Annotated in this window: 24 protein-coding genes; 17 read left to right on the top strand and 7 right to left on the bottom strand. The window is 70.5% G+C overall.

Annotated features, from left to right (window positions below):
- Positions 1–129: 129 nt before the first annotated feature.
- From FGM06_RS10250 to FGM06_RS10210, 9 genes are read left to right on the top strand one after another with little or no spacing between them, the layout of a single operon-like run.
- Entirely contained in the window at positions 130–1,347 is a 1,218-nt protein-coding gene (locus FGM06_RS10250; RefSeq protein WP_186311004.1) for a monovalent cation/H+ antiporter subunit E, read from the top strand.
- Positions 1,344–1,649, top strand: a complete 306-nt coding sequence (locus FGM06_RS10245) for a cation:proton antiporter (protein WP_144799155.1) — start codon at positions 1,344–1,346, stop codon at positions 1,647–1,649. Before FGM06_RS10250 ends, FGM06_RS10245 begins: the two co-directional genes overlap by 4 nt.
- Complete coding sequence (gene mnhG / locus FGM06_RS10240; protein WP_206668684.1) at positions 1,649–1,984, top strand: monovalent cation/H(+) antiporter subunit G; 336 nt, start codon at positions 1,649–1,651, stop codon at positions 1,982–1,984. The genes FGM06_RS10245 and mnhG overlap by 1 nt, the downstream gene beginning before the upstream one ends.
- Complete coding sequence (locus tag FGM06_RS10235; RefSeq protein ID WP_144799154.1) at positions 1,981–2,556, top strand: DUF4040 domain-containing protein; 576 nt, start codon at positions 1,981–1,983, stop codon at positions 2,554–2,556. The genes mnhG and FGM06_RS10235 overlap by 4 nt, the downstream gene beginning before the upstream one ends.
- Positions 2,553–3,254, top strand: a complete 702-nt coding sequence (locus FGM06_RS10230; RefSeq protein ID WP_144799153.1) for an MnhB domain-containing protein — start codon at positions 2,553–2,555, stop codon at positions 3,252–3,254. Before FGM06_RS10235 ends, FGM06_RS10230 begins: the two co-directional genes overlap by 4 nt.
- Positions 3,251–3,793 (top strand): cation:proton antiporter subunit C, encoded by a 543-nt coding sequence (locus FGM06_RS10225; RefSeq protein WP_144799152.1) that lies wholly within the window; start codon positions 3,251–3,253, stop codon positions 3,791–3,793. The genes FGM06_RS10230 and FGM06_RS10225 overlap by 4 nt, the downstream gene beginning before the upstream one ends.
- Positions 3,786–5,435 (top strand): proton-conducting transporter transmembrane domain-containing protein, encoded by a 1,650-nt coding sequence (locus tag FGM06_RS10220; RefSeq protein ID WP_144799151.1) that lies wholly within the window; start codon positions 3,786–3,788, stop codon positions 5,433–5,435. The genes FGM06_RS10225 and FGM06_RS10220 overlap by 8 nt, the downstream gene beginning before the upstream one ends.
- Positions 5,432–7,519, top strand: a complete 2,088-nt coding sequence (locus tag FGM06_RS10215; protein WP_144799150.1) for a cation:proton antiporter — start codon at positions 5,432–5,434, stop codon at positions 7,517–7,519. The genes FGM06_RS10220 and FGM06_RS10215 overlap by 4 nt, the downstream gene beginning before the upstream one ends.
- On the top strand, positions 7,516–9,303 hold the full coding sequence (locus tag FGM06_RS10210; RefSeq protein WP_144799149.1) for a Na(+)/H(+) antiporter subunit D: 1,788 nt from the start codon (positions 7,516–7,518) through the stop codon (positions 9,301–9,303). The genes FGM06_RS10215 and FGM06_RS10210 overlap by 4 nt, the downstream gene beginning before the upstream one ends.
- Positions 9,304–9,373: 70 nt before the next feature.
- Here the strand turns inward: FGM06_RS10210 and FGM06_RS10205 are convergent, their stop codons facing one another.
- The gene (locus tag FGM06_RS10205; RefSeq protein WP_144799148.1) at positions 9,374–9,727 is read right to left on the bottom strand and encodes a helix-turn-helix transcriptional regulator; all 354 of its coding nucleotides are present in this window, start codon (positions 9,725–9,727) and stop codon (positions 9,374–9,376) included.
- Between the two features lie 73 nt (positions 9,728–9,800).
- A complete protein-coding gene (locus tag FGM06_RS10200) occupies positions 9,801–10,619 on the bottom strand; it encodes an NRDE family protein (RefSeq protein WP_144799147.1) in 819 nt (272 codons plus the stop codon).
- A gap of 106 nt (positions 10,620–10,725) precedes the next feature.
- Between FGM06_RS10200 and FGM06_RS10195 the strand changes: the two genes are divergently transcribed.
- From FGM06_RS10195 to FGM06_RS10175, 5 genes are all read left to right on the top strand, one after another.
- Positions 10,726–11,796: a glucose 1-dehydrogenase gene (locus FGM06_RS10195; RefSeq protein ID WP_144799146.1), complete on the top strand. Its 1,071-nt coding sequence runs from the start codon at positions 10,726–10,728 to the stop codon at positions 11,794–11,796.
- Positions 11,783–12,418 carry a transcriptional regulator GfcR gene (gfcR, locus tag FGM06_RS10190; RefSeq protein ID WP_144799145.1) on the top strand — a complete coding sequence of 212 codons (636 nt, stop codon included), beginning with the start codon at positions 11,783–11,785 and terminating at the stop codon, positions 12,416–12,418. Before FGM06_RS10195 ends, gfcR begins: the two co-directional genes overlap by 14 nt.
- A gap of 97 nt (positions 12,419–12,515) precedes the next feature.
- A complete protein-coding gene (locus tag FGM06_RS10185) occupies positions 12,516–12,860 on the top strand; it encodes a glutaredoxin family protein (protein ID WP_144799144.1) in 345 nt (114 codons plus the stop codon).
- Between the two features lie 149 nt (positions 12,861–13,009).
- A complete protein-coding gene (locus FGM06_RS10180) occupies positions 13,010–13,579 on the top strand; it encodes a DUF7110 family protein (RefSeq protein WP_123114670.1) in 570 nt (189 codons plus the stop codon).
- Positions 13,580–13,713: 134 nt separating this feature from the next.
- A complete protein-coding gene (locus FGM06_RS10175; protein WP_144799143.1) occupies positions 13,714–14,430 on the top strand; it encodes a diphthine--ammonia ligase in 717 nt (238 codons plus the stop codon).
- Positions 14,431–14,463: 33 nt separating this feature from the next.
- On the opposite strand, the gene FGM06_RS10170 is transcribed toward FGM06_RS10175, so the two are convergent.
- Both FGM06_RS10170 and FGM06_RS10165 read right to left on the bottom strand, forming a co-directional pair.
- Positions 14,464–15,717, bottom strand: coding sequence for a Glu/Leu/Phe/Val family dehydrogenase (locus FGM06_RS10170; protein ID WP_144799142.1), 1,254 nt, complete (start codon positions 15,715–15,717; stop codon positions 14,464–14,466).
- 63 nt (positions 15,718–15,780) lie between these two features.
- The gene (locus tag FGM06_RS10165; protein WP_144799141.1) at positions 15,781–16,674 is read right to left on the bottom strand and encodes an HpcH/HpaI aldolase/citrate lyase family protein; all 894 of its coding nucleotides are present in this window, start codon (positions 16,672–16,674) and stop codon (positions 15,781–15,783) included.
- Positions 16,675–16,797: 123 nt separating this feature from the next.
- On the opposite strand from FGM06_RS10165, the gene FGM06_RS10160 reads away from it, so the two are divergent.
- Positions 16,798–17,271 carry a MaoC family dehydratase gene (locus FGM06_RS10160; protein ID WP_144799140.1) on the top strand — a complete coding sequence of 158 codons (474 nt, stop codon included), beginning with the start codon at positions 16,798–16,800 and terminating at the stop codon, positions 17,269–17,271.
- Positions 17,272–17,294: 23 nt separating this feature from the next.
- Here FGM06_RS10160 and cyaB read toward each other — a convergent pair whose 3' ends face one another.
- Positions 17,295–17,936, bottom strand: coding sequence for a class IV adenylate cyclase (gene cyaB, locus FGM06_RS10155; RefSeq protein WP_144799139.1), 642 nt, complete (start codon positions 17,934–17,936; stop codon positions 17,295–17,297).
- Positions 17,937–18,051: 115 nt separating this feature from the next.
- Here cyaB and FGM06_RS10150 point away from each other — a divergent pair, with 115 nt between their 5' ends.
- Positions 18,052–18,987: an FKBP-type peptidyl-prolyl cis-trans isomerase gene (locus tag FGM06_RS10150; RefSeq protein WP_144799138.1), complete on the top strand. Its 936-nt coding sequence runs from the start codon at positions 18,052–18,054 to the stop codon at positions 18,985–18,987.
- Positions 18,988–19,104: 117 nt separating this feature from the next.
- Positions 19,105–19,365, top strand: coding sequence for a hypothetical protein (locus FGM06_RS10145; protein ID WP_144799137.1), 261 nt, complete (start codon positions 19,105–19,107; stop codon positions 19,363–19,365).
- Positions 19,366–19,408: 43 nt separating this feature from the next.
- On the opposite strand, the gene FGM06_RS10140 is transcribed toward FGM06_RS10145, so the two are convergent.
- Together FGM06_RS10140 and FGM06_RS10135 are read right to left on the bottom strand one after the other, a co-directional pair.
- Positions 19,409–20,038 carry an RAD55 family ATPase gene (locus tag FGM06_RS10140; RefSeq protein ID WP_144799136.1) on the bottom strand — a complete coding sequence of 210 codons (630 nt, stop codon included), beginning with the start codon at positions 20,036–20,038 and terminating at the stop codon, positions 19,409–19,411.
- A 74-nt stretch (positions 20,039–20,112) separates the two neighbouring features.
- Complete coding sequence (locus FGM06_RS10135; RefSeq protein ID WP_144799135.1) at positions 20,113–20,808, bottom strand: MinD/ParA family ATP-binding protein; 696 nt, start codon at positions 20,806–20,808, stop codon at positions 20,113–20,115.
- Positions 20,809–20,839 lie beyond the last annotated feature (31 nt).

Genomic DNA, 20,839 nt, shown 5'->3' with positions numbered 1-20,839 from the left:
CGACGCGACGGCGCCGCCGTCGATTCGTTCGATATCGGCTGGGATACAAACTGTTTTGAGGCGGTAGGGAAAGGATCCGGATAGAGATACCCATGTGCACAGAGACGGTGGATCCCGAACCCGCCGGAGGTGTGGTGGGTGACTGACGCCGACGACGCCGACGGGGCCGTCACGGACGACGCCGGCTCGGAGCCGCGATCGACGGTCGTCGTCCCCGTCGAGCCGTCGCCGACCCTCCGAGCGACGGTCGCGCACGTCGTCGAGGCCGCGGTCGAGGGCGAGTTCTCCGCGATCCACTTCGTGGAGATCGCCTCGTGGCGCGACGGCGACCCGGGCTCCGACGACCGCACCGAAGAGGCTCAACGCGTCCTCGAGCGGGTTGTCGCGTGGGCGGAGGCGGACCTCGACGACGCCGACGGCGACGCCGGCGACGACGTGGCGGTCGCCTCGGCGCTGATCGGCGACGACGAGTACCTGTTCGGCCCGGACGACTACGTCGGGGTGCTCGCCGAGTACGCCGAGGAGCACGGCGCCGACACCGTGGTGCTCGACCCCGAGTACACGCCGGTCGGCAACACGACGCTGCTCCAGCCGCTGGAGTTCGCGCTCTCGAACACCGCGCTGACCGTCCGCACAGCGCCGGTGGGGCGACCGACCCGGCCGGAGCGGCTCCGGAGCGAGGCGACGGGCGTGCGGTTCGCGGCGATGTTCGGGCTCTCGCTCGCGTTCTACTTCGTGCTCGGCGACCCCCTCTACTGGTTCGACTGGGCGACGGGCGTCGCGACCGCCGCGATCGTCTCGATCACGCTCTCGCGGATCAGCTTCGACGCCGACCCGGCGATCCCGCGGACGCCCATGCGGCTGGTCCGCGGCGCGATCTACATTCCCGTCCTGCTGTACGAGATCCTCGTGGCGAACCTCGTGGTCGCCCGCGTGATCTTGGACCCGCGGCTCCCGATCGATCCGACGCTGAACCGCGTCCGCGTGATCGTCGGCAGCGGGCTCCCGCTGATGACGCTCGCGAACTCGATCACGCTGACGCCCGGGACGCTGACGGTCCGCGCCCGCGACAGCGACCTGTACGTCCACTCGCTGCTCCCGTGGGCCCGCGAGGGACTGTTCGACGGCTCGCTGGAGCGGTGGACGCGCTTCGTCTACTACGGGCGCTCTGCGGCTCGCCTGCCGACCCCGCGCGAGCGAGAAGACTACGCGATCCTGCAGGGCCCAGACGCGACCGAGGAGCTCCCCATCGCCGCCACGGACGGCGGGGCGGCCGACGGCGGTGCGGAGTCGGAAACGGCTAGAGACGGCGAGCCCGCCGCCGAGGAGGGGGTGACCGACGCGTGACGCTCGTCGACGCCACGGTCGCCGCCGGCTACACGGTCGGCGACTTCCTGCTCCTCGCGGCCGCCGGGTTCGCCGTGCTCGCGATCGGGATGTTATACCGGGCCGTGAAGGGCCCGACGATGCAGGACCGGGTGCTGGCGGTGAACGTCCTCGGGACGAACACCGTCGTCATCCTCGCGATCCTAGCCGCGGCACTGTCGGAGCCGACTTTCCTCGACATCGCCTTGGTGTACGCGCTGTTGAACTTCCTGATGGCGATCGCCATCTCGAAGTTCACGGTCGAGCGGGGTGGTGTGCTGTGATCGAGACGCTCGGAGCGCTCGGGACGGTCCGCGTCGCGCTGATCGTCGCGTTCACCCTGCTCGGACTGTTCTTTAGCTTCGTCTCGATGGTCGGCGTGCTCCGACTGCCCGACGTGTACTCCCGGGCGCACACCGCCTCGCAGGCGGACACGCTCGGCGCCGGGTTCGGCCTCGCCGCCGTGGCGCTGACGGTCGGCTGGGAGGGCGCCGGTTTCAAGACGGTGCTGCTGCTGTTCTTCATCTTCGTGACGAATCCGACGGCCGCCCACGCGATCGCCCGGGCCGCCTTCGAAGAGGGGATCGTCCCGTGGACCGAGGGGGATGATCGGCGATGACGGGGACCACGCTCGCCGCGCCCGTCGTCGCCCAGATCACCGCCGTGGAGGGGAGTCTGCTCGCGTTCGTCGTGTTGACCGCGCTGGCGACGGCGCTGGCGCGCGACGTGCTCGCGGCGGTCATCGTCTTCGGCGCGTACAGCCTCGGGATGGCCGCGCTGTACACGTTCTACCGCGCGCCGGACGTCGCGCTGACGGAGGCGGCGATCTCCGCCGGCGTGACCACCGTCCTGCTCCTGTTGACCCTCGCGAAGACGACCCGGATCGACCACGACGTCGCCTTCGAGTCGGTGAATCTCCCGGCCGTCGGCGCGGTCGGGCTGCTGTTCGGCGGGCTCCTGCTCACGATGGGCGACGTGCCGGCGGTCGGTTCGCCGGACGCGCCTGTCTGGTCGAACCCGGAGGTGAGCCAGTGGTACCTCCGCGAGTCGTACACACAGACCGGCGTCGAGAACACGGTGATGGCGGTGTTGGCGGCGTTCCGTGGATTCGACACCTTCGGCGAGGCGGTCGTCGTCTTCGCCGGCGGGATCGCGGCGCTCATCGTCCTCCATCGGGAGGTGTTCGCATGAGCGACGCTCGCCCCGAGGACGAGACCGCCCGCGGCGCCGTCGACGACCCCGACGAGACGGGGGTAGACGGCACCGCGGGAGGAGTCGACGAGGGCGACGCGGACGACGTGCCGCCCCACCGAGCCGTCCCCCGGTCCGGACGGCTCGACTCCGAGCAGCGCCAGGGAACGCCGTACACGGAGAGCCAGGTGATCATGCCGACGGTGAAGATCGTGGCGCCGTTCGCGTTCACCTACGGGCTGTTCATCACCTTCCACGGCGCCGGATCGCCCGGCGGCGGGTTCCAGGGCGGTGCGATCATGGCCGCCGTCGTGTTCATGATCGCGTTCGCGTTCGGGATCGAGGCGACCCGCGACTGGCTCGCCAACACCGTCGTCGTCGCGCTCGCGGTCGGCGGCGCGCTGGCGTTCGCGGGCATCGGGCTGATCCCGGTCGCTCGCGGCGGCGCGTTCCTCCAGTACGACCTGCTGCCGATACCGGTGAAGTACGGGTTAGAGAGCGTCGAGATATTCGGCATCGCGGCCATCGTGAGCGGCGTGCTCATGGGACTGTTCTTCCTGCTCGCGAACGGGTTCGACTCGGACGGGAGCGGGTTCGGCGACACCGGCTCCGTCGAGGACGACGCCGACGAAGACGCCGACCGGCCCGACGCGCCGGAGCCGGACCGCGCCGCGGCCGCCGACGGAGGTGAGCGATGACGGGGCTCGTGCTCGCCGTCACGAGCGCGGGGTCCACCCTCGCGGCCGCGGGACCCGCCGTCGCGTCAACCGGCGTCGACGCAGCCGTCGCGTCCGCGGGCGCGTTCGAGATATTCACGACGCGTCACGCCTACCTCACGTTCGCGCTGCTGCTCTGCGTCGGACTCTACATGATGATAGCCAACCCCAACCTCGTGAAGAAGATCATCGGCCTCAACCTGTTCCAGACGGCGATATTCCTGCTGTTCATCGCCTCGGCGTACGTCGAGGGCGGCGCGATCCCGATCCTTCACTCCGGCGAGGCGGCGACGGAGACGTTCGTCAGTCCGCTCCCGCACGTGATCGTGCTCACCGCCATCGTCGTCGGCGTGAGCCTCACGGCCGTGGGGCTCGCGCTCTGCATCCGGATCTACGACGAGTACGGGACGCTCCGCACCGACACGCTCCGCGAGCTGATGCGGGACGAGGGGTCGCTCCCCGCCGGCCCGACGACGGATGGAGACGACTCCGCGACCGACGGGGGTGCGACCGATGACTGACGTGCTCCTCCCGCTGGCGATCGCGGTTCCGATCGTGGCGGCCACCCTGCCGATCGCGCTCGGCCTGTGGTTCGACGACGTCGGCTGGCCGATCGCGGCGGTCGCGACCACCACGGTTGTCGGTATCGCGGCCGCGATCGCCGCCGAAGTCGCGATCGGCGGCCAGTTCGACCACGCGGTCGGCACCTACCAGCCGCCGATCGGGATCGAGCTCGTGGCCGACCCGCTGTCGGCCGCGGTGCTCGCGCTGATCGCGGTCGTCTCGCTCGCGACGCTCGTCTTTTCGCGGGTGGCGGGCCCGCGCGGGAACCCCTTCTACAGCGCCTATCTCCTCCTGGTCGGCGGGCTCTCGGGGATGGCGCTCACCGGCGACCTGTTCAACATGTTCGTCTTCCTCGAGATCGTCGGGATCACGACGTACGCGCTCATCGCGGCCGACCGCTCGGGCGCGAGCGCGTACGCCTCGCTGAAGTACCTCGTCGTCGGGACGGTCGGCGCCTCGCTATACCTCGTCGGCGTGGGCTACGCCTTCCTCGCGACCGGGACGCTGAACATGGTCGATATGCGCGAGCAGATCCTCGCGCAGGCGGGGTACGGCGACCCGCTGATTCAGGCGAGCTACGCGCTGATCGTCGCCGGGCTCGCGCTGAAGATAGCCCTGTTCCCGGTCCACACCTGGCAGCCCGACGCCTACCAGCGCGCGCCGGACGCCGTCACGGCGGTCGTGGCGGCGCTCGTGTCGACGACGAGCGCGTACGCGCTGATCCGGGTGACGTACACCGTATTCACCGTCGACTTCCTCGCCGCGAACGACGCTATCACGACGGCGATGCTCGTCGTCTCCGGCGCGTCGATCCTCGCCGGCTCGGTGCTCGCCGCGATGCAGTCGGACCTCAAGCGCATGTTCGCCTACTCCTCGGTCGCGCAGTTCGGGATGATCGGGGCCGCGATCGCGTTGGCGAACGAGACCGCGCTGCTCGGCGGGATCGTCCACCTGATCGGTCACGGCCTGCTCAAGTTCGGGCTGTTCCTCGGCGTCGGCACCCTCGCGCTCGGCTACGGCGTCCGGCGGATCGAGGACGCCGCGAGCGCCGCGCGCGAGGCGCCGTTCACGGCCGGAGCGATCGCCGTCCTCGGCCTCGGGCTGGTCGGGATCCCGCCGTCGGTCGGCTTCCTCGGGAAGTGGTACATCGGCGTCGGCGCCGTCGAGTCCAGCATGGCCGGCGCCGGGCCGGCCGGGATCGGGATCGCCGCCGTGATCTTCGTCAGCACCCTGTTCACGCTGTCGTACGTCGCGCGGCTGATCGAGCGGTTCTACTTCGCCGGTGTCGGGCTCCCGGGCGGCCACGGCGACGAGGCGGCGACCGGTCACGGCGACGATCGGCCCGGCGGTCACGGTGACGACGCCGCCGGCGTCGCCGCCGACGGCGGGGCCGAATCGGGTGACGACGAGACGTCGGCCGGTGGGACCCCCGTCGCGCCCGTCGAGGGCGCGCCGCGGCCCTCGCTGGTGCCCGACCGAGTCCCGCCGGCGTCGCTGGCGGTGCTCCTCGTCACGACGCTCGTCACGGTCTCGCTCGGCTTCGCCGGCTTCGCGCTGGCCGAGTGGTTCGGTCCGTTCCTCACGGAGGTGTTCGCATGACAGACGCTTTCATTTCAGACCCACGTCCGCTGCTGGCCGTCCTCGTCTCGTTCGTCGCGGCGTTCCTCATCGTCGCGTCGCACCGCTCGCCGAACGTCCGCGAGGGGTGGACGATCGCCGCGGCGGTCGCGAAGTTCGGGATCGTCGCCTCGATGCTCCCGGCCGTCCTCGAGGGCGCCGTCTTCGAGTGGTCGCTCGGGGCGTTCCTCCCCGGGATCGAGTTCGCGCTGCGCGCCGACGCGCTCGGCATGCTGTTCGCGTTCCTCGCCAGCGGGCTGTGGATCGTCACCTCGTTTTACAGCATCGGCTACATGCGCGGAAACGACGAGACGAACCAGACGCGGTACTTCGCCGCGTTCGCGGTGTCGCTGTCGGCGACGATGGGGATCGCGTTCGCGGGCAACCTCGTGACGATCTTCGTCTTCTACGAGATCCTCTCGATCGCGACGTACCCGCTCGTCGCCCACGACGAGACGCCGGAGGCGCGCTCGGCCGGCCGGAAGTACCTCGCGTACACGATGTTCGGCGGCGGCGTGCTCGTGCTCGCCGGGACCGCCCTCGTCTACCTGATCGCCGGCAACGTCTCCTTCACCGCCGGCGGGATTCAGGAGCTGGCGAACGCCGACCCCGGGCTCGCGATGCTCGCCTTCTTCCTGCTGGCGATCGGGTTCGGGGTGAAGGCCGGCATCATGCCGCTCCACCAGTGGCTCCCCGAGGCGATGGTCGCGCCGACGCCCGTCTCCGGGCTCCTCCACGCGGTCGCGGTCGTCAAGTCCGGCGCGTTCGGGGTCTCTCGCGTCGTCCTCGACGTGTTCGGCCCGGAGCTCGTGTTTAACCTCTCGCTCCCGTTCGGCTTCTCGGCCGGCCTCGTGCTCTCGACAATCGGGGCGATCACGCTGACGGCGGCCTCGATCATCGCGCTGCGGAAGGACCACCTGAAACAGCGGCTCGCCTACTCGACGGTGAGCCAGCTGAGCTACATCATCCTCGGGCTCGGCCTCTTCGGCTGGTACGGGCTCGTCGGCGCGCTGTTGCACATCCCGGCGCACGCGTTCATGAAGCTCACCCTGTTCTTCTGCGCGGGGAATCTCCACGTGTCGACGCACACCGACTACATCTCCGAGATGGCGGGGATCGGCAAGCGGATGCCCCTGACGATGGGCGCGTTCACGGTCGCCTCGCTCGGGATGGCGGGGATCCCGCTTCTGGCCGGCTTCGTCAGCAAGTACTACATGCTGATCGGCGGGATCCGGATGGGCGCCCGGCTGACCCCGATCGCCTACTACCTCGCCGGCGCGCTGCTGCTCTCGGGCGTGCTCAACATCGCGTACTTCTGGCCGGTGATCTACACCGCCTTCTTCGAGGCTGAGGACGACCACGACGCGAAGCCGCTCGTCGACTTCCGGATGGGCGGCGAGTCGCGGTCGACGCTGCCGGCGACAGATGGGGGTCACCCTGAGGACGACGCCGACGAGAGCGCCGACGTCGACGACGTCGTCGAGCGTGCGGAGGGCAGCGAGGGACACTCGGAACCCGGCGACGCCGACGCCCGCGCCGACTCCGACATCCCCGACGCGGAGCTCGATGACCTCCCGACCGACGAGGAGGGCGTCGTTCGTCCGGACTTCAACACGAGCGAGCGCGACTTCTCAGAGCCGGCCGAGCGCGTCGACACCGGCGACTACGCGGTCGACTCGCGACCCTCCGACGCCGACGTGCCCTTCGGGGTCGGACGCGGCGACGACGACGCGGTGGAGCGCACCGAAACCGGCGACGATGCCGATGACGATGTCGGAACCGAATCCGGAATCGCGGATGCCCACGGGGATAGCGACGACACCGACGACCACGGAGACCACGACGACCACGGCCACGCCGGCGGGCCGCCCGCGGGCGGCTGGCGGCACATCCGTGGACTCGACGTCCTCCGCGGGCGCGAGTCGACGTGGTTCACGCTCGGGCCGATCCTCACCGCGATGAGCCTCGCGGTGCTGCTCGGCGTGATTCCATACGAGATGGGCTTCCTGGAGCTGATCGAGCTCATCGTCGACACGCGGCTCCCAGAGGAGGCGATGCGCCCATGAACGCGGCCCTCACCTCGCTTCCGCCGTACGTCGTGCTCGCGGCGGCGGCGTTCCTCGTGCTCGGCCTCCCGCGGCGCGCCGGTCACGCGGCGGCCGCGCTGGCGACCGCGTTCGTCTTCGCGCAGGCTGTGCTGCTCGGCGACGGCGGCACGGGCACCTACCTCGCGACACAGCTGTTCGGCTTCGACGTGGTCCTGTTCAACGTCGACCAGTTCTCGCTGCTGATGGGGGTCGTCGTCGGCTTCCTCGCGACGGCGGCGGTGCTGTACGCGTACGGCACCGAGGCGCCGAAGTGGGTGACGGCGTTCGCGCTGGTGTACGTCTCCTCGACGCTCGGGACGATCTACGCCGGCGACTGGCTCACGCTGATCTTCTTCTGGGAGCTGATGGCCGTCACCAGCACGCTGCTGGTGTGGCAGTACGGCGGCGCGGCGGTGCGGGCCGGCTACCGCTACGCGCTGTTCCACGGGATCGGGGGGACGTTCTTCCTCGGTGCCGTCGTCGTCCACGGCGCGTCGATGCTCGGCAGCGTGCCGGCCGCCGAAATCTTCCTGTTCTCGTCAACGACCGGGATCCACGCCAGCGCGACGCTGCTCGCGGCGATCGGCGTCGGCGTCAACTGCGGGTTCATCTTCCTGCACACGTGGCTGCCGGACACCTACCCCCGCCCGCACGTGGCGGCGTCGGTGTTCCTCTCCGTGTTCACGACGAAGACCGCGGCGTACGTGATGTACCGGACCTTCCCCGAGGGCGGCATGTGGCTGGCGTACCTCGGCGGGTTCATGGCCGTCTACGGCGCGTTCTTCGCGCTGCTGCAGTACGACCCGCGCCGGCTCCTCTCGTACCACATCCAGGCGCAGCTCGGCTACATGCTGGCCGGGTTCGGGCTCGCGACGTACGTCGGCGAGTTCGCCGTCACCGGCGGCTTCGCCCACCTGTTCAACAACGTGCTGTACAAGAGCCTCCTGTTCATGGCCGTCGGCGTGGTGATCTACCGCACCGGCGTCGAGGACATCCGGGACATGGGCGGGCTCTGGCGGGAGATGCCGGTCACGTTCCTCGTCTACGTCGTCGGCGCGGCCTCGATTACCGCCGTCCCCGGGTTCAACGGGTTCATCTCGAAGGGGATGGTGATCGACTCCGCACACGAGGTCCACAACTTCGAGCTGCTCTTCGGCGAGGGGCTCCTCTGGTGGCTGCTGATCCTCGGCGGCGTGGGGACGTTCATGTCGTTCATCAAGCTCGGCTACTACGTGTTCTTCCACGGCTCGGCGACGCTGTCGCCGAAGGACGCCACGCCGTTCCAGACCGCCGGAATGCTCCTTGCCGGCGGGGCCTGCGTCTTCTTCGGCACGCCGCTCACCTACGGCTACCTCGTGGAGCTGATGCCGTTCACGGCGGCGGTCGCGCCCGAGCTCCACCCGTACAGCACGAGCCACCTGACGGAGAGCGCGGCGCTGCTCGTCGCCGGGTTCGTCGGTTTCTTCGCGCTGAAGCGACCGCTCGGCTGGCTCGCCCACCGGATGCACGACGTCGACGCGGTGACCTACCCGGCCGCGTTCTACCTCGGCCGGGCGTCGATCTGGGGCGTCACGGAGCTGTGGGCCGCGGTCGACCGCGCCGTGATGCGGCTTGTCGCCGGTGTCAAGCGAACCGCGATGCAGCCGCGGGCGGCCGTCGCGGGACTCGGCGTCGACGTCGAGATCCGCACGGGGATCGGCCGGAGCGTCCTCTTCTTGACGCTCGCGGCCGGCGTCGCGCTGTTCGCGTTCCTGCTCGGCTGAGGGGGAGCACAGAGGAGTTCGGGAGGGAAAGCGGACGGCTCCGGTTTCGATTCGACGCCGACGCGGCGACTCAGTACTCCTCGTACGCGAGGTTCATCATCCACTGCGAGAAGGCGTCCGCCTGCGCGTCTACCTCCTCCTCGCCGATGAACGGCGACAGCATGTCGCCGGCCATCAGCAGTGAGAAGTCCAGGTCGCGGGGCGCGGGCTCCAGGTAGAACGTGTTGTGTCCGTCGTAGACGGTGTCGGCCCGCTGGATGAGGCCCGACTCCTCTAACGCCTCCGCGATGCGGCTCCCCTTGCGCGAGGAGACGTCGAGTTCCTTCCAGAAGTCGCTCTGGTGGATACCACCGGTCTCGCGGATGAGTTCGAGGCCGGCGCGCTCGTCCTCCGACAGCTCGGCCTCGAGTTCGGACACGCTCATGCTCCAACACGCGCCCGCGACTCGCTTAAAACTGGCTTTCCGTCCCGTCGCGGCTCCTCCGGACGCGACGGGCTCACCGGGCGTCGCCGCCCTTCCCGTCCGTTCGCCCCCGTCCGAACCCCGTCGGCAGCGACACCGGCTCCGCGGGCGTCTCGCAGGGGGGACCGTCGGCGTAGGCGAACTCGGGCGACTCGGTCGGGTCGTCGCTCGTCCGAACCCGGGTGAACGACCGAGTCCCGAACCCGTCACCGTGGAGGCAGGCGCCGTACTCGTGGTCGGCGAGGACGTAACTCGCGCGGTCGAGCCACGCCTCGCCCGTCTCCCCGGGTTCGGGGACCAGTTCGGCCGCGACCCGACGGGCGCTGTCTGCGCGCTCCTCGGCGAACTCTCGGCGGCGCTCCGGCACCGCGAACCGCTCGACGCCGTTGACGACGCCGCCGACGTTGCCGACGACGTGGACGCCGGGGTCGAGCCGCGTGACCGCGAGCCCGCCGTCGTACGAGAGGAGGAACGCGGCGGCGTCGTCCGCGATCACGAGGTTGAATCCGTCGTACGACCGTTTTTCGAGCTCGCGCTCGACCGCGCGGACCGCGGTCTCGGCGGAGTCGGTCTCCAGGCAGTCCCGCACGAGGAGCCCCCTAGAACGGTCCCCGTCGCGGTCGGCGTCGAGCCAGCGGTTGGTGACCGCGACGGCGACGCCGGACTCCGAGAACCCGATCCACGTCCCGCCGGCCTCGGCGTCGCGCGGGGCGACGTACCTGACGCCGTCGTCGCCGGCGGGGTCTCGCACAGTCGGCGGTTCGGACGGCCTGTCGAGGGCCTCGTCGCGGTTGGCCGCGAGCGCGATCGGCGCGTCGGCGAACGCGCGCCACGCGAGGGCGAGAGTACACACGACCCACCCTCCGAGCGACGGCGAGGAAAAACCCGCGGTCAGATAGGTGACATTCTTTACTCACAATAAAAGAAATCTTTTGGTGGCTGACCACGTCGGTTCGCGTATGAACGCGATAGCCGTGTACGAGGGGGCCGACGAACCGGTCGTGACGGAGAAGCCGCGACCGGAGCCGGCGCCCGGCGAGGCGCTCGTCCGGACCCTCCGGGTCGGCGTGGACGGGACGGACCACGAGGTGATCGCCGGCGGGCACGGGGGCGCGCCCGAGGGCGAGGACCACCTCGTGTTGGGTCACGAGGCGGTCGGCGTGGTCGAGGACCCGAACGACACGCCGTTCGAGGCCGGTGACGTGGTCGTGCCGACGGTGCGACGCCCGCCCAACGGTGCGAACGAGTACTTCGCGCGCGGCGAGCCCGACATGGCACCGGAGGGCCGCTACCACGAGCGCGGCATCGTCGGCGCGCACGGGTTCATGGCCGAGTACTTCACCAGCCCCGCGGAGTTCCTCGTCGAGATTCCGCCCGCGCTCGCCGAGTGGGGGTTCCTCGTCGAGCCGATCTCGATCGCGGAGAAGGCGATCGAGCACGCGTACGCCAGCCGGTCGGCGTTCCACTGGGAGCCGGAGTCCGCGCTGATCCTGGGCAACGGCTCGCTCGGGCTGCTCACGGTGGCGGCGCTCGACGCCGACTTCGACCGGCTCTACTGTCTGGGTCGCCGCGAGCGACCGGATCCGACGATCGATATCATCGAGTCGCTCGGCGCGACGTACGTCAACTCCAACGATACGCCCGTGCCGTCGGTGCCGGAGGCGCACGAGCCGATGGACTTCGTCTTCGAGGCGACCGGCTACGCGCCCCACGCCTTCGAGACCATCGAGGCGCTCGCGCCCAACGGGGTGGGCGCGCTACTGGGCGTGCCGGGCGACTGGGAGTTCGAGATCGACGGCGGACGGCTCCACCGCGAGTTCGTCCTCCACAACAAGGCGCTCGTCGGGAGCGTCAACTCCGGCTACGAGCACTTCGAGGCCGCCGTCGCCTCGCTGTCGCGGTTCTCCGACGGGTTCCTCGACGATCTGGTCACCGGCGTCTACGGGCTCGACGAGTTCGAGGCCGCGTTCGCGGATGACGACACGACTATTAAAACGGCGGTCGAATTCGGGTCATATGAAGAACGTTGACGACCTGATAGACAGCGCGGCCGAGCTCGCGGACCACGGTCTCTCGAAGGGAGAGATCGCCGACGAGCTGAACGTCTCCAGAGAGACCGCGAGCTGGCTCGTCGAACGCGGCGGCGGAGGCAACGCCGCGGCCGAGCCTGCGGCCGCCGGGACGACGGCCGACATCCACGTCGACTGGTCGGCGCTGGGGCGCGACTCGACGCGGCTCCGGTACGCCGCGAGCGCGATGGCCGACCTCCTCGCGAAGGAGGGCGACGAGGTCGACCTGACGGTGGGGATCGAGAAGGCCGGCGCGCCGCTCGCGACCGCGGTCGCGAGCCGCCTCGACACCGACCTCGGCACGTACGCCCCCGCGAAACACCAGTGGGAGGAGGGCGACATCGACGAGCAGGGCGGCGGCTTCTCCCGGAACTTCGCCGGGATCCGCGACCGCGACTGCTACGTCGTGGACGACATCATCACCTCGGGGACGACGATGCGGGAGTCGATCAACGCGATCCGCGATCAGGGCGGCGAGCCCGTCGCCTGCGTCGTGCTCGTCGACAAGCGAGGGTACGACGAGATCGACGGCGTTCCGGTGTACTCGCTCGTGGACGTCGTCCGCGTCGACCGCGACGAGTAAGCGACCGCGACGCGGACGGGGTCGCCGGAGCGTCGTCTCGCGGAACGCCTCGCTCCCGTGCGGAACCCATTTGCCGCGGCGGCGCGTACCGACGCCCATGACGTTCCAGCCCGAGTCCGAGGCGGACCCCGACGAGATCGAAGCGCGCGTCCAGGAGACGATCGCCGAGAACGACGTGGTCCTGTTCATGAAGGGGAACCGGCTGATGCCCCAGTGCGGCTACTCGAAGCGCGCGGTCGAGCTCATCGGCCAGCACGTCGAGGAGTTCGAGACCGTCGACGTGCTGCCCGCGCTGCCTCACTACCGCGAGGCGCTGGAGGCCGAGAGCGGGTGGGAGACGATCCCGCAGACGTTCGTCGACGGCGAGTTCATCGGCGGCAGCGACGTGCTCGCGGAGCTGGAGGAGCGCGGCGAGCTGGCCGCCGAGCTCGGCGCCGAGTGAGCCGCCCGTTCCCCGTCGGCCGCAGCGAGGCCCGATCCTGAACGATCGAAGGGTAGGCCATATAAACCTACGGTGCCTAGGTGCGGGTAGGAGGAGCCGTTGCCGCTGCCGCCGTGCCGACCGTCTCGACCCATCTCACCCAACCAACAATGACAGGCCGCGTGTTCAGACTTCATTCGACGCTCGAACTGCCACTCGAAGACGTGGAGACGTACTTCGAAGAAGACCCCGACCTCCCGCCGGAGATCGACGACATCGACATCACGCGTCGAAACAACACCCTCATCATCAAGGCCCTGTCCGACGACGAGTCGATCAGCAAGTACACCCCGACCGCCCAGCTGAAGGCGTCCGTCACGGAGACGCGCGTCTGGGAGGAGGAGCCGCCCCGCGCCGGCGGCCCGCAGTGGATGGACGACGAGGAGGAGGAGATCCCCTCCGAGCTCGTCGAGTTCGCCTGCTTCAAGGGCGACCGCGAGACCGTCCTCCAGAACTCCGCGCTCCAGTACCCCATGTTCCTCGTGCTCCGGGAGCTGGCGCAGCTCTCTGAGAAGGGGACGCTGACCGCGATCACGGAGGAGGACGACGAGCTCGAAGCGACGCGGATCGTCGAGGGTGAGCCGCGCCCCGCGAGCATCGAGGTCGTCGAGAGCCCGCAGGGCGCCGGCGACGGCGACGGCGGCGTCAACTGGCGCGACAACGAGTTCATCTCGGACTGAATCCGGCTCTCGGTCGTCCGGCGGACGGCCGTTCTCACGCACGCTACACGCGTCGAGCGACCGCGCTCCGGACCGCCGACCTTTCGGCACCCCGGACCGCCGACGCTTTAGGCGTTCCGAGCGTTCCCCCGCCAATGACCGACGACTGGGTGAGCCTCTTTTCGGGTGGGAAGGACTCCTCGTGGGCGCTGTACCGCGCTCTGGAGGAGGACCTCGACGTCTCGCGGCTCCTGACCGTCCACCCCGCGGGCGACTCCTACATGTATCACACGCCGGCGACGGAGCTCGCCGGGCTCGCGGCCGAGAGCGTCGGGATCGACCTCGTCGAGGTGTCGCCGGACGACTTCGGGGCGGACGACGTCGACGACGCGGGCGCGCAGGGCGACGCCGAGCTGGAACCGATGGAGGCGGCGCTCCGTGAGATCGCCGCGGGCGACGACGTCGACCTCGCGGGCGTCACCGCCGGCGCCGTCGAGAGCGAGTACCAGACCAGCCGCATTCGGGGGATGTGCGATCGCCTCGAGATCGACCTCTTCGCCCCGCTGTGGGGCGAGGACCCGGTCGCGCTCGCGGAGGCGATGTTCGACGCCGGCTTCGAGATCCGGATCGTGCAGGTCGCGGCCTACGGGCTCGACGAGTCGTGGCTCGGACGGCGGTACGACGCCGACGCGCTCGCGGAGCTGCTCGACCTCCGCGAGGAGTACGGAGTTCACCCGCTCGGCGAGGGCGGCGAGTTCGAGACGTACGTCGTCGACGGCCCGCATATGGACCGCCGGATCGCGTTCGAGTACGACGCGGTGTGGGAGGGCGACCGCGGTCACGTCGAGATTCGGGACGCGCGGCTGGAGTGACCGAGCGGGTCGAAGAGTCGGGAAACCGAACCGTTACGGCCAGCTGCCGGCCTGATCGTAGGCGTTCACGATCCGGCCGATTGCGACGACGTAGGCCGCGGTGCGGAGGTCGCGGACGCCGCGCTCCTCGTACGCCTCGACGATCCCGTCGAACGCCTCCGTGATCACGCGTTCGAGCTCCTCGTTGACCCGCGACTCCGTCCAGCTGAACCGCTGTCGGTTCTGGACCCACTCGAAGTACGAGACGGTGACGCCCCCCGCGTTGGCGAAGATGTCGGGGACGACGTGGACGTCCTTCCCGGCGAGGACGTCGTCGGCGTCGGGCGTGAGCGGTCCGTTCGCGGCCTCGACGATCACGTCGGCCGCGACGTCGGCGGCGAGGTCGCCGTCGATCGCGTTCTCCAGCGCCGCAGGCACGAGCAGGTCGACGTCGAGCGTCAACAGCTCCTCGTTCGTTATTGACGCGGCGTCGCCGTAACCGGAGACGGCGCCCGTCTCGGCCTTGTGGTCTTTCACCGCCCGCGGGTCGAACCCGGCGGGGTCGTGGATTCCGCCAGACGAGTCGGAGACGGCCACCACGTCGGCGCCGAGGTCGTCGAGGAGCGCGGCCGCGATCGAGCCGGCGTTGCCGTACCCCTGCACCGCGACCGTCGCGTCCGCGACGTCGCGGTCGAGCCAGTCGAACGTCTCGCGCGCGGCGAGCGCGACGGAGCGACCGGTCGCCTCGACGCGCCCCTCGCTGCCGCCGGAGTCGAGCGCCTTCCCGGTGATGACGCCGGGGGCGGTCGTGTTCTCCAGCGTCTCGTAGGTGTCTTTGATCCAGTTCATCTCCCGCTGGCCGGTGTTGACGTCCGGCGCCGGGATGTCGCGGTCCTCGCCGATGAGCGGCCGGAGCTCCGTCGCGAACGCGCGCGTCAGTCGCTCCAGCTCGCTCTCGGAGTAGTCGGCGGGGTCGATCGCGATCCCGCCCTTCCCGCCGCCGTAGGGCACGTCGACGACGGCGCACTTGTACGCCATCCAGCCCGACAGCGCCTTCACCTCGTCGCGGGTGACGCCCGGGTGATACCGGATTCCCCCCTTGTACGGCCCGCGGTCGCCGTTGAACTGCGACCGGTACGCGCGGACCGTCTCCAGCGAGCCGTCGTCGAGCTCGAACGTCAGGTTCGTCTCCAGCAGCCGCTCGGGATTCTTCAGCCGGGTGAGAACGCCCGTCGGGGCGTCGAGGTGCGCCGCGGCGTCGTCGACCTGTTCCTGCAGACTTTCGAACGGGTTCGCCTGATCGGACATGGTGGAACGTCCTGCGGGACCCCGGTTAATTGTGACGGACGATCAGCGCGGGAGCGGCCGTCGCTATCGCGGGTCGAGTCCGGCGGCCGCGGCCCGCTCGACGATCCGCTCCGCCCGCGCGATCAGCGGGGCGTCGATCATCTCGCCGTCGACGCCGAAGACGCCGCGCCCCTCGCGGTCGGCCTCGTCGCGGGCGTCGAGGACCCGCGACGCCCACTCGATCTCGTCCGGGTCGGGCGTGAACGCCTCGTTGATCGGGTCGACCTGCGACGGGTGGATCGCGAGCTTCCCGTCGTAGCCGAGCGTGCGCGCGAACGCCGTCTCCTCGCGGAGCCCCTCGGCGTCGGAGTAGTCGGTGTACACCGTGTCGAGCGCGTCGACGTCGGCGGCGCTCGCCGCGAGGACGGCGTGTTCGCGGGCGTACAGCACTTCGGTCCCCTCGTCGGTGCGCGTCGCGCCCAGGTCGGCCGCGAGGTCCTCGGCGCCGAAGACGAGGGCCTCCGTCGCGGCCGCGTCGGCGATCCCCTCGGCGGCGAGCACGCCGCCCGCCGTCTCGACGAGCGCGAACACCGCGAGGTCGAGTCCCCGGTCGGCGCACAGCGCGGCCGCGTCCGCAACGCGGTCGGCGTCCTCGACCTTCGGGAGCATGACCGCGTCGAGCCGGAGCGAGCGCTCCGCGCCGTCGTCGGCCGCGGACGCGCCCCGCGCGTCTTCCCCGACCAGCGCGTCGAGGTCGGCGGCGGAGTCCGCGACCGTGAGCCGGACGCACACCTCGGCGTCGGGGTCGAAGTCGGGGTCGGCGAGCACGCCGCGGACGGCGGCGCGGGCCTCGTCCTTCCGACCGGGCGCGACCGCGTCCTCGAGGTCGAAGCAGATCACGTCCGCGCCGGTCGCCGGCGCCTTCCGCATGAGCTCCGGGCGGTCGCCGGGGGAGAACAGGAGGCTTCGTCGGGCCATGTCGGGGACTCCCCGTCGCCGGACATAAAAATCGGGGACGGCCGCGTCCGGGACGTCCCGACCGCGGGCCGGATCGGCGTCCGGAGCGGTACCGATTTGACGCGGGGGGGCGACGGTCGGGCCATGACGGGACGCTACTACGAGGAGTTCGCGGTCGGCGAGACGATCGAACATGCGAAGCGGCGGACGGTGAGCGAGGCCGACAACCAGCGCTTCTGCGACATGACGATGAACCAGCAGCCGCTCCACCTCGACGCCGACTTCGCCGCGGAGACGCAGTTCGGCGAGCGGCTCGTGAACGGGTTGTACACCCTGTCGCTCGCGGTCGGCGTGTCGATCCCGGAGACGACGGACGGGACCATCGTCGCGAACCTCTCGTACGATAACGTCGAACATCCGAACCCGGTGTTCCACGGCGACACGATCCGCGCGCGGTCGACCGTCACCGACAAGCGGGAGACGAGCGACGGGGAGCGCGGCGTCGTCACGATGCACGTCGAGGCGTTCAAAGTGGTCGAAGGGGGCGACGACGTCCTCGTCTGCGAGTTCGATCGGACCGCGCTCTCGAAGAAGCGGCCGGACGGCGACGAGCGCTGAGTTCGGTTCGGAATCGAGGCCGGCTACTCGTCGTCGCCTGCACCCTCGTCCGCCAGCAACAGCCCGAGGTACGACGTACGGATCTGCTCCGCCCCGTCGAGGCCGATCCGGTCGAGCGCGTCGAGCGCCTCGCTCCTGACCGACTCGATCGCGGCCTCGTCGTCGACGGCGCGCTCGATCTCGACGAATTCGCCGAGCCCGTCGACCGCGTCCAGCGTCACCGTGAATCCGTCGTACGCCCAGAACTCACGGAGCTTCACGACGGTCGCCGCCGGCTCGAAGCCGAGCCCGGAGAGGATGCCGGCCGCGGCCTCGGGGTCGGCCACCTCGGTCTCGTGTTCCGCGCGGGTCTTCGACCCCTCGTCGAGCAGCGGTCCCTTATACGTGATCTTGGTCGTCTCGGTGACGGCCGACGATTCACTCGACTCCCCCGTGCCGCCCGAGCCGCCGGAACCCTCCGCCGCGCCGGCCGAACCGATCCCGTCCGGGAGCGGCGTCTCGCGGCGCACCCGGAGCGCCTCGTCCGTCTCGGCGAAGTCGCGGTGCGGCGCGTCGTAGTAGACGTCGCGCTGGCGACGCGCGTCGACGCGCTCGGCGCCGACCTCGCGCAGGCGCTCGCGGACCGCGTCGACGTCGGCCGGGACCTTGACCTCGACCTCGAACATACCCGGATTCCGCCGGGCGCGTTCTTAAGCGCCGCGGGACGCTGATTCCGGTGCGTCGCCGCTCTCGCCGCGCCGAACCGTGCTCCTTAAGGGTGTAACAGGTGACGTTCAGGGTATGAGCGATCAGGAGCAAGCGGACGCGGCCGAGGACGCCGACGAGGCCGAGACCGAAGCCGAGACCGAGAGCGCCGGACTGGCGGACGGCGACTTCGTGCGGGTCGCGTACACGATCCGAACGGCCGACGACGGCCGGGTCATCGACACCACCGACGAGGAGACCGCCGAGGAGGCCGAGATCGACACCGAGGACCACGAGTTCGAGCCGCGCGTCATCGCGCTCGGCGCCGGCCACGTGTTCCCGGCCGTCGACGAGGCGTTCGTCGGCGCCGAGGTCGGCGACGAGGGCGTCGTCGACGTGCCCGCCGAGGACGCCTTCGGCGCGTACGACCCCGACGAGGTCGAGACGGTCAAGGCCGACAAGATCCCCGAGGACAGCCGCTACCCCGGCGCGCAGGTTCAGATCGACAACCAGCAGGGCTACCTCGAGACGATCATCGGCGGCCGCGCCCGCGTCGACTTCAACCACCCGCTGGCCGGCGAGGACCTCGAGTACGAGTACGAGATCCTCGAGCTCATCGACGACCGCGAGCAGCAGGCCGCCGGCATGCTCGGGATGTACCTCCAGGAGGCGCCCGAGGTCCGCATCGAGACCGTCACCGAGGAGGAGGAGACGGTCACCGAGGACGACGACGGCGAGGAGGTCGTCGAGACCGAGGAGGTCGAGAAGGACGTCCTCTACGTGACGGCCACGCAGGCGATGCAGATGAACCAGCAGTGGATGTTCCAGAAACAGCAGATCGCGCAGGACCTCATGGGCCGACTCGACCTCGACCGCGTCGTGGTCGAGGAGGTCATCGAGGGCGGCGGCATGGGCGGTCTCGGCGGCATGATGGGCGGCATGGGCGGCGCCGGTGCGGGCGACATCGAGGACGCGCTCGAGGACGTCGACGTCGACGCCGACGAGATCGTCGACGAGCTCGACGAGGAGTAGTCCTCACCCGAGGCGTCTCGACCGGACGACGAACCGATCCCTTTTGAACGCCGCTCGACCCACGGAGAGACATGAACGGCGTTCGACCGGCGGAGAGAGACGCGGAGGGCGACTGAGATGGAGATCGAACGCGCACGGGACGACCTGATCGTCGCGGCGAGCGCCGGCGCCACGACCGTCGCGGTCGCGCTCCTGTCCGGCGTTGCGAACGTCGTCGAGGTGGGGACGGTCCCGACCCTCGCCCCGCTCGGGGTGTACGCCGTCTACCTCTTCTCCCGGAAGGGCGGCCCGTACGGCTCGCTCGACGAGCCGCGGAACTGGGCGATCGCGGCGCTGCTCGCGGGTGTCGTCGTCGTGGTCGCGGCCGCAGTGCTGTAGCTCCGGTGCCGCCGAGAGCGACGATCGATCAGCGGATCTCCGATCAGGCGATGTCCCGGCTCGTGTCGACCGAGACCGAGTCGGTGAGTTTCAGCTTGAGCGGCTCCTCTAACGCCGCGCCGCCGCGGAACTTGGGCACGACGAGCCGGTTCGCGATCTCGGTCCCGGTCACCGTCGTACGGAGGTCGAAGACGACGTCGGCGACCTGTTCGGTGACGACTCGGTTCCGGTCGGGGCCCTCCCCCTTGAGTGCGTGCAGCACCGCGAGCCCGTCGACGTCGTCGACGTGCCGCCGGAGGTCCTCGAGGAACGCGCCGTACTCCCCGCGATCGCGGGCCTCCAGCGGCTCGACGGAGTCGACGACGACGGTTCCGCCGTCGGGGAGCTCCGCGGCCGCGTCGAGTGCCGCCGAAAACGGGTCCTCGCCGCCCGCGTCTCGGACGACCGTCCTGTCGTCCTCGTCTTCCCCGTCGGCGAGCGTGAGGTTCGCCTCCACGGCGTCGACCGAGCGGACCGTCGTCAGGTACCGGCACTCCCGGACCCGCGCGAAGCGGTCGAGGATGAGCTCGGACTGACTGGCGGGGTCGGCCTTCAGCGCGACGACGCTGCCGCTCGGGATTCCGCCGCCGAACTCCCTGTCCAGCACCGAAATTCCGGTCGGGAGCGGCTCCATACGATCGCTGCCGGCTCCGGAGGTTTGGCTCTGTCGGTGACCGACAGGCCGCGATCGGGAGGCGGGGTCGACGGTCACGCGACGCGCCAATGCTCCGCTCCGTACCCGTGCGCGAGCCGCCGCGCCAGGTCGTCGTACGCCGACCGGACGGTCGGGTCCGAGAGCGGCGCCGGCGGTCGCGAGGGGATCCGCCCCACCACCGGGCAGCCCAGTAGGTCGGCGACCGGATCCGGTACGGACGAGGCGCGGACGGCGACGACGCCCAGCGGCGGGCAGTCCAGCCGCCGCGCGACCGCGGCCGTCTTCGCGGCGTCGCGCAGGGCCGACCGCCGGAGCGGCGTCACGAGAATCGACCGATCGGCCGCGCGGAGCGGGGCCGCCGCGTCCGGCGAGGCGCCGGCCGGGCAGTCGAGGAGCGTGGCGGCGTCGCCGGGTACCGCCTCGCCGAGCGCCTCGAACGCCGGGGCGGGATCGACGGCATCGGGGTCGTCCGGCGCGGCGAGCACCGCGGGCGACGAGCGGTCCGGGGAGACCGAGCCGCGGTCGCGGGTTGCCTCGACGACGGTCGTGGGCGACCCTCCGCGGCTCGCGGCGGATCCGCCGCCCGCGACCGAGTCGCCCGTCTCCGACGCCAGTCGGGAGAGGTTCGGGAGATCCCAGTCGGCGTCGGCCGCGACCGCGGGCGCGCCCCGCCGCGACAGCGCCCGCGCGAGCCCGAGGGTCGTGGTCGTCTTCCCGCTCCCGCCCTTGCCGCCGGCGACTGCGATCACGCGCCGGGTTGCGGCGCTATCGGTGATAAAG

Source organism: Halorubrum depositum (genome assembly GCF_007671725.1).
Taxonomy (GTDB): domain Archaea; phylum Halobacteriota; class Halobacteria; order Halobacteriales; family Haloferacaceae; genus Halorubrum; species Halorubrum depositum.
The sequence above is the reverse complement of the archived record's forward strand: the minus strand, read 5'-3'. Positions and strand labels throughout refer to the sequence as shown.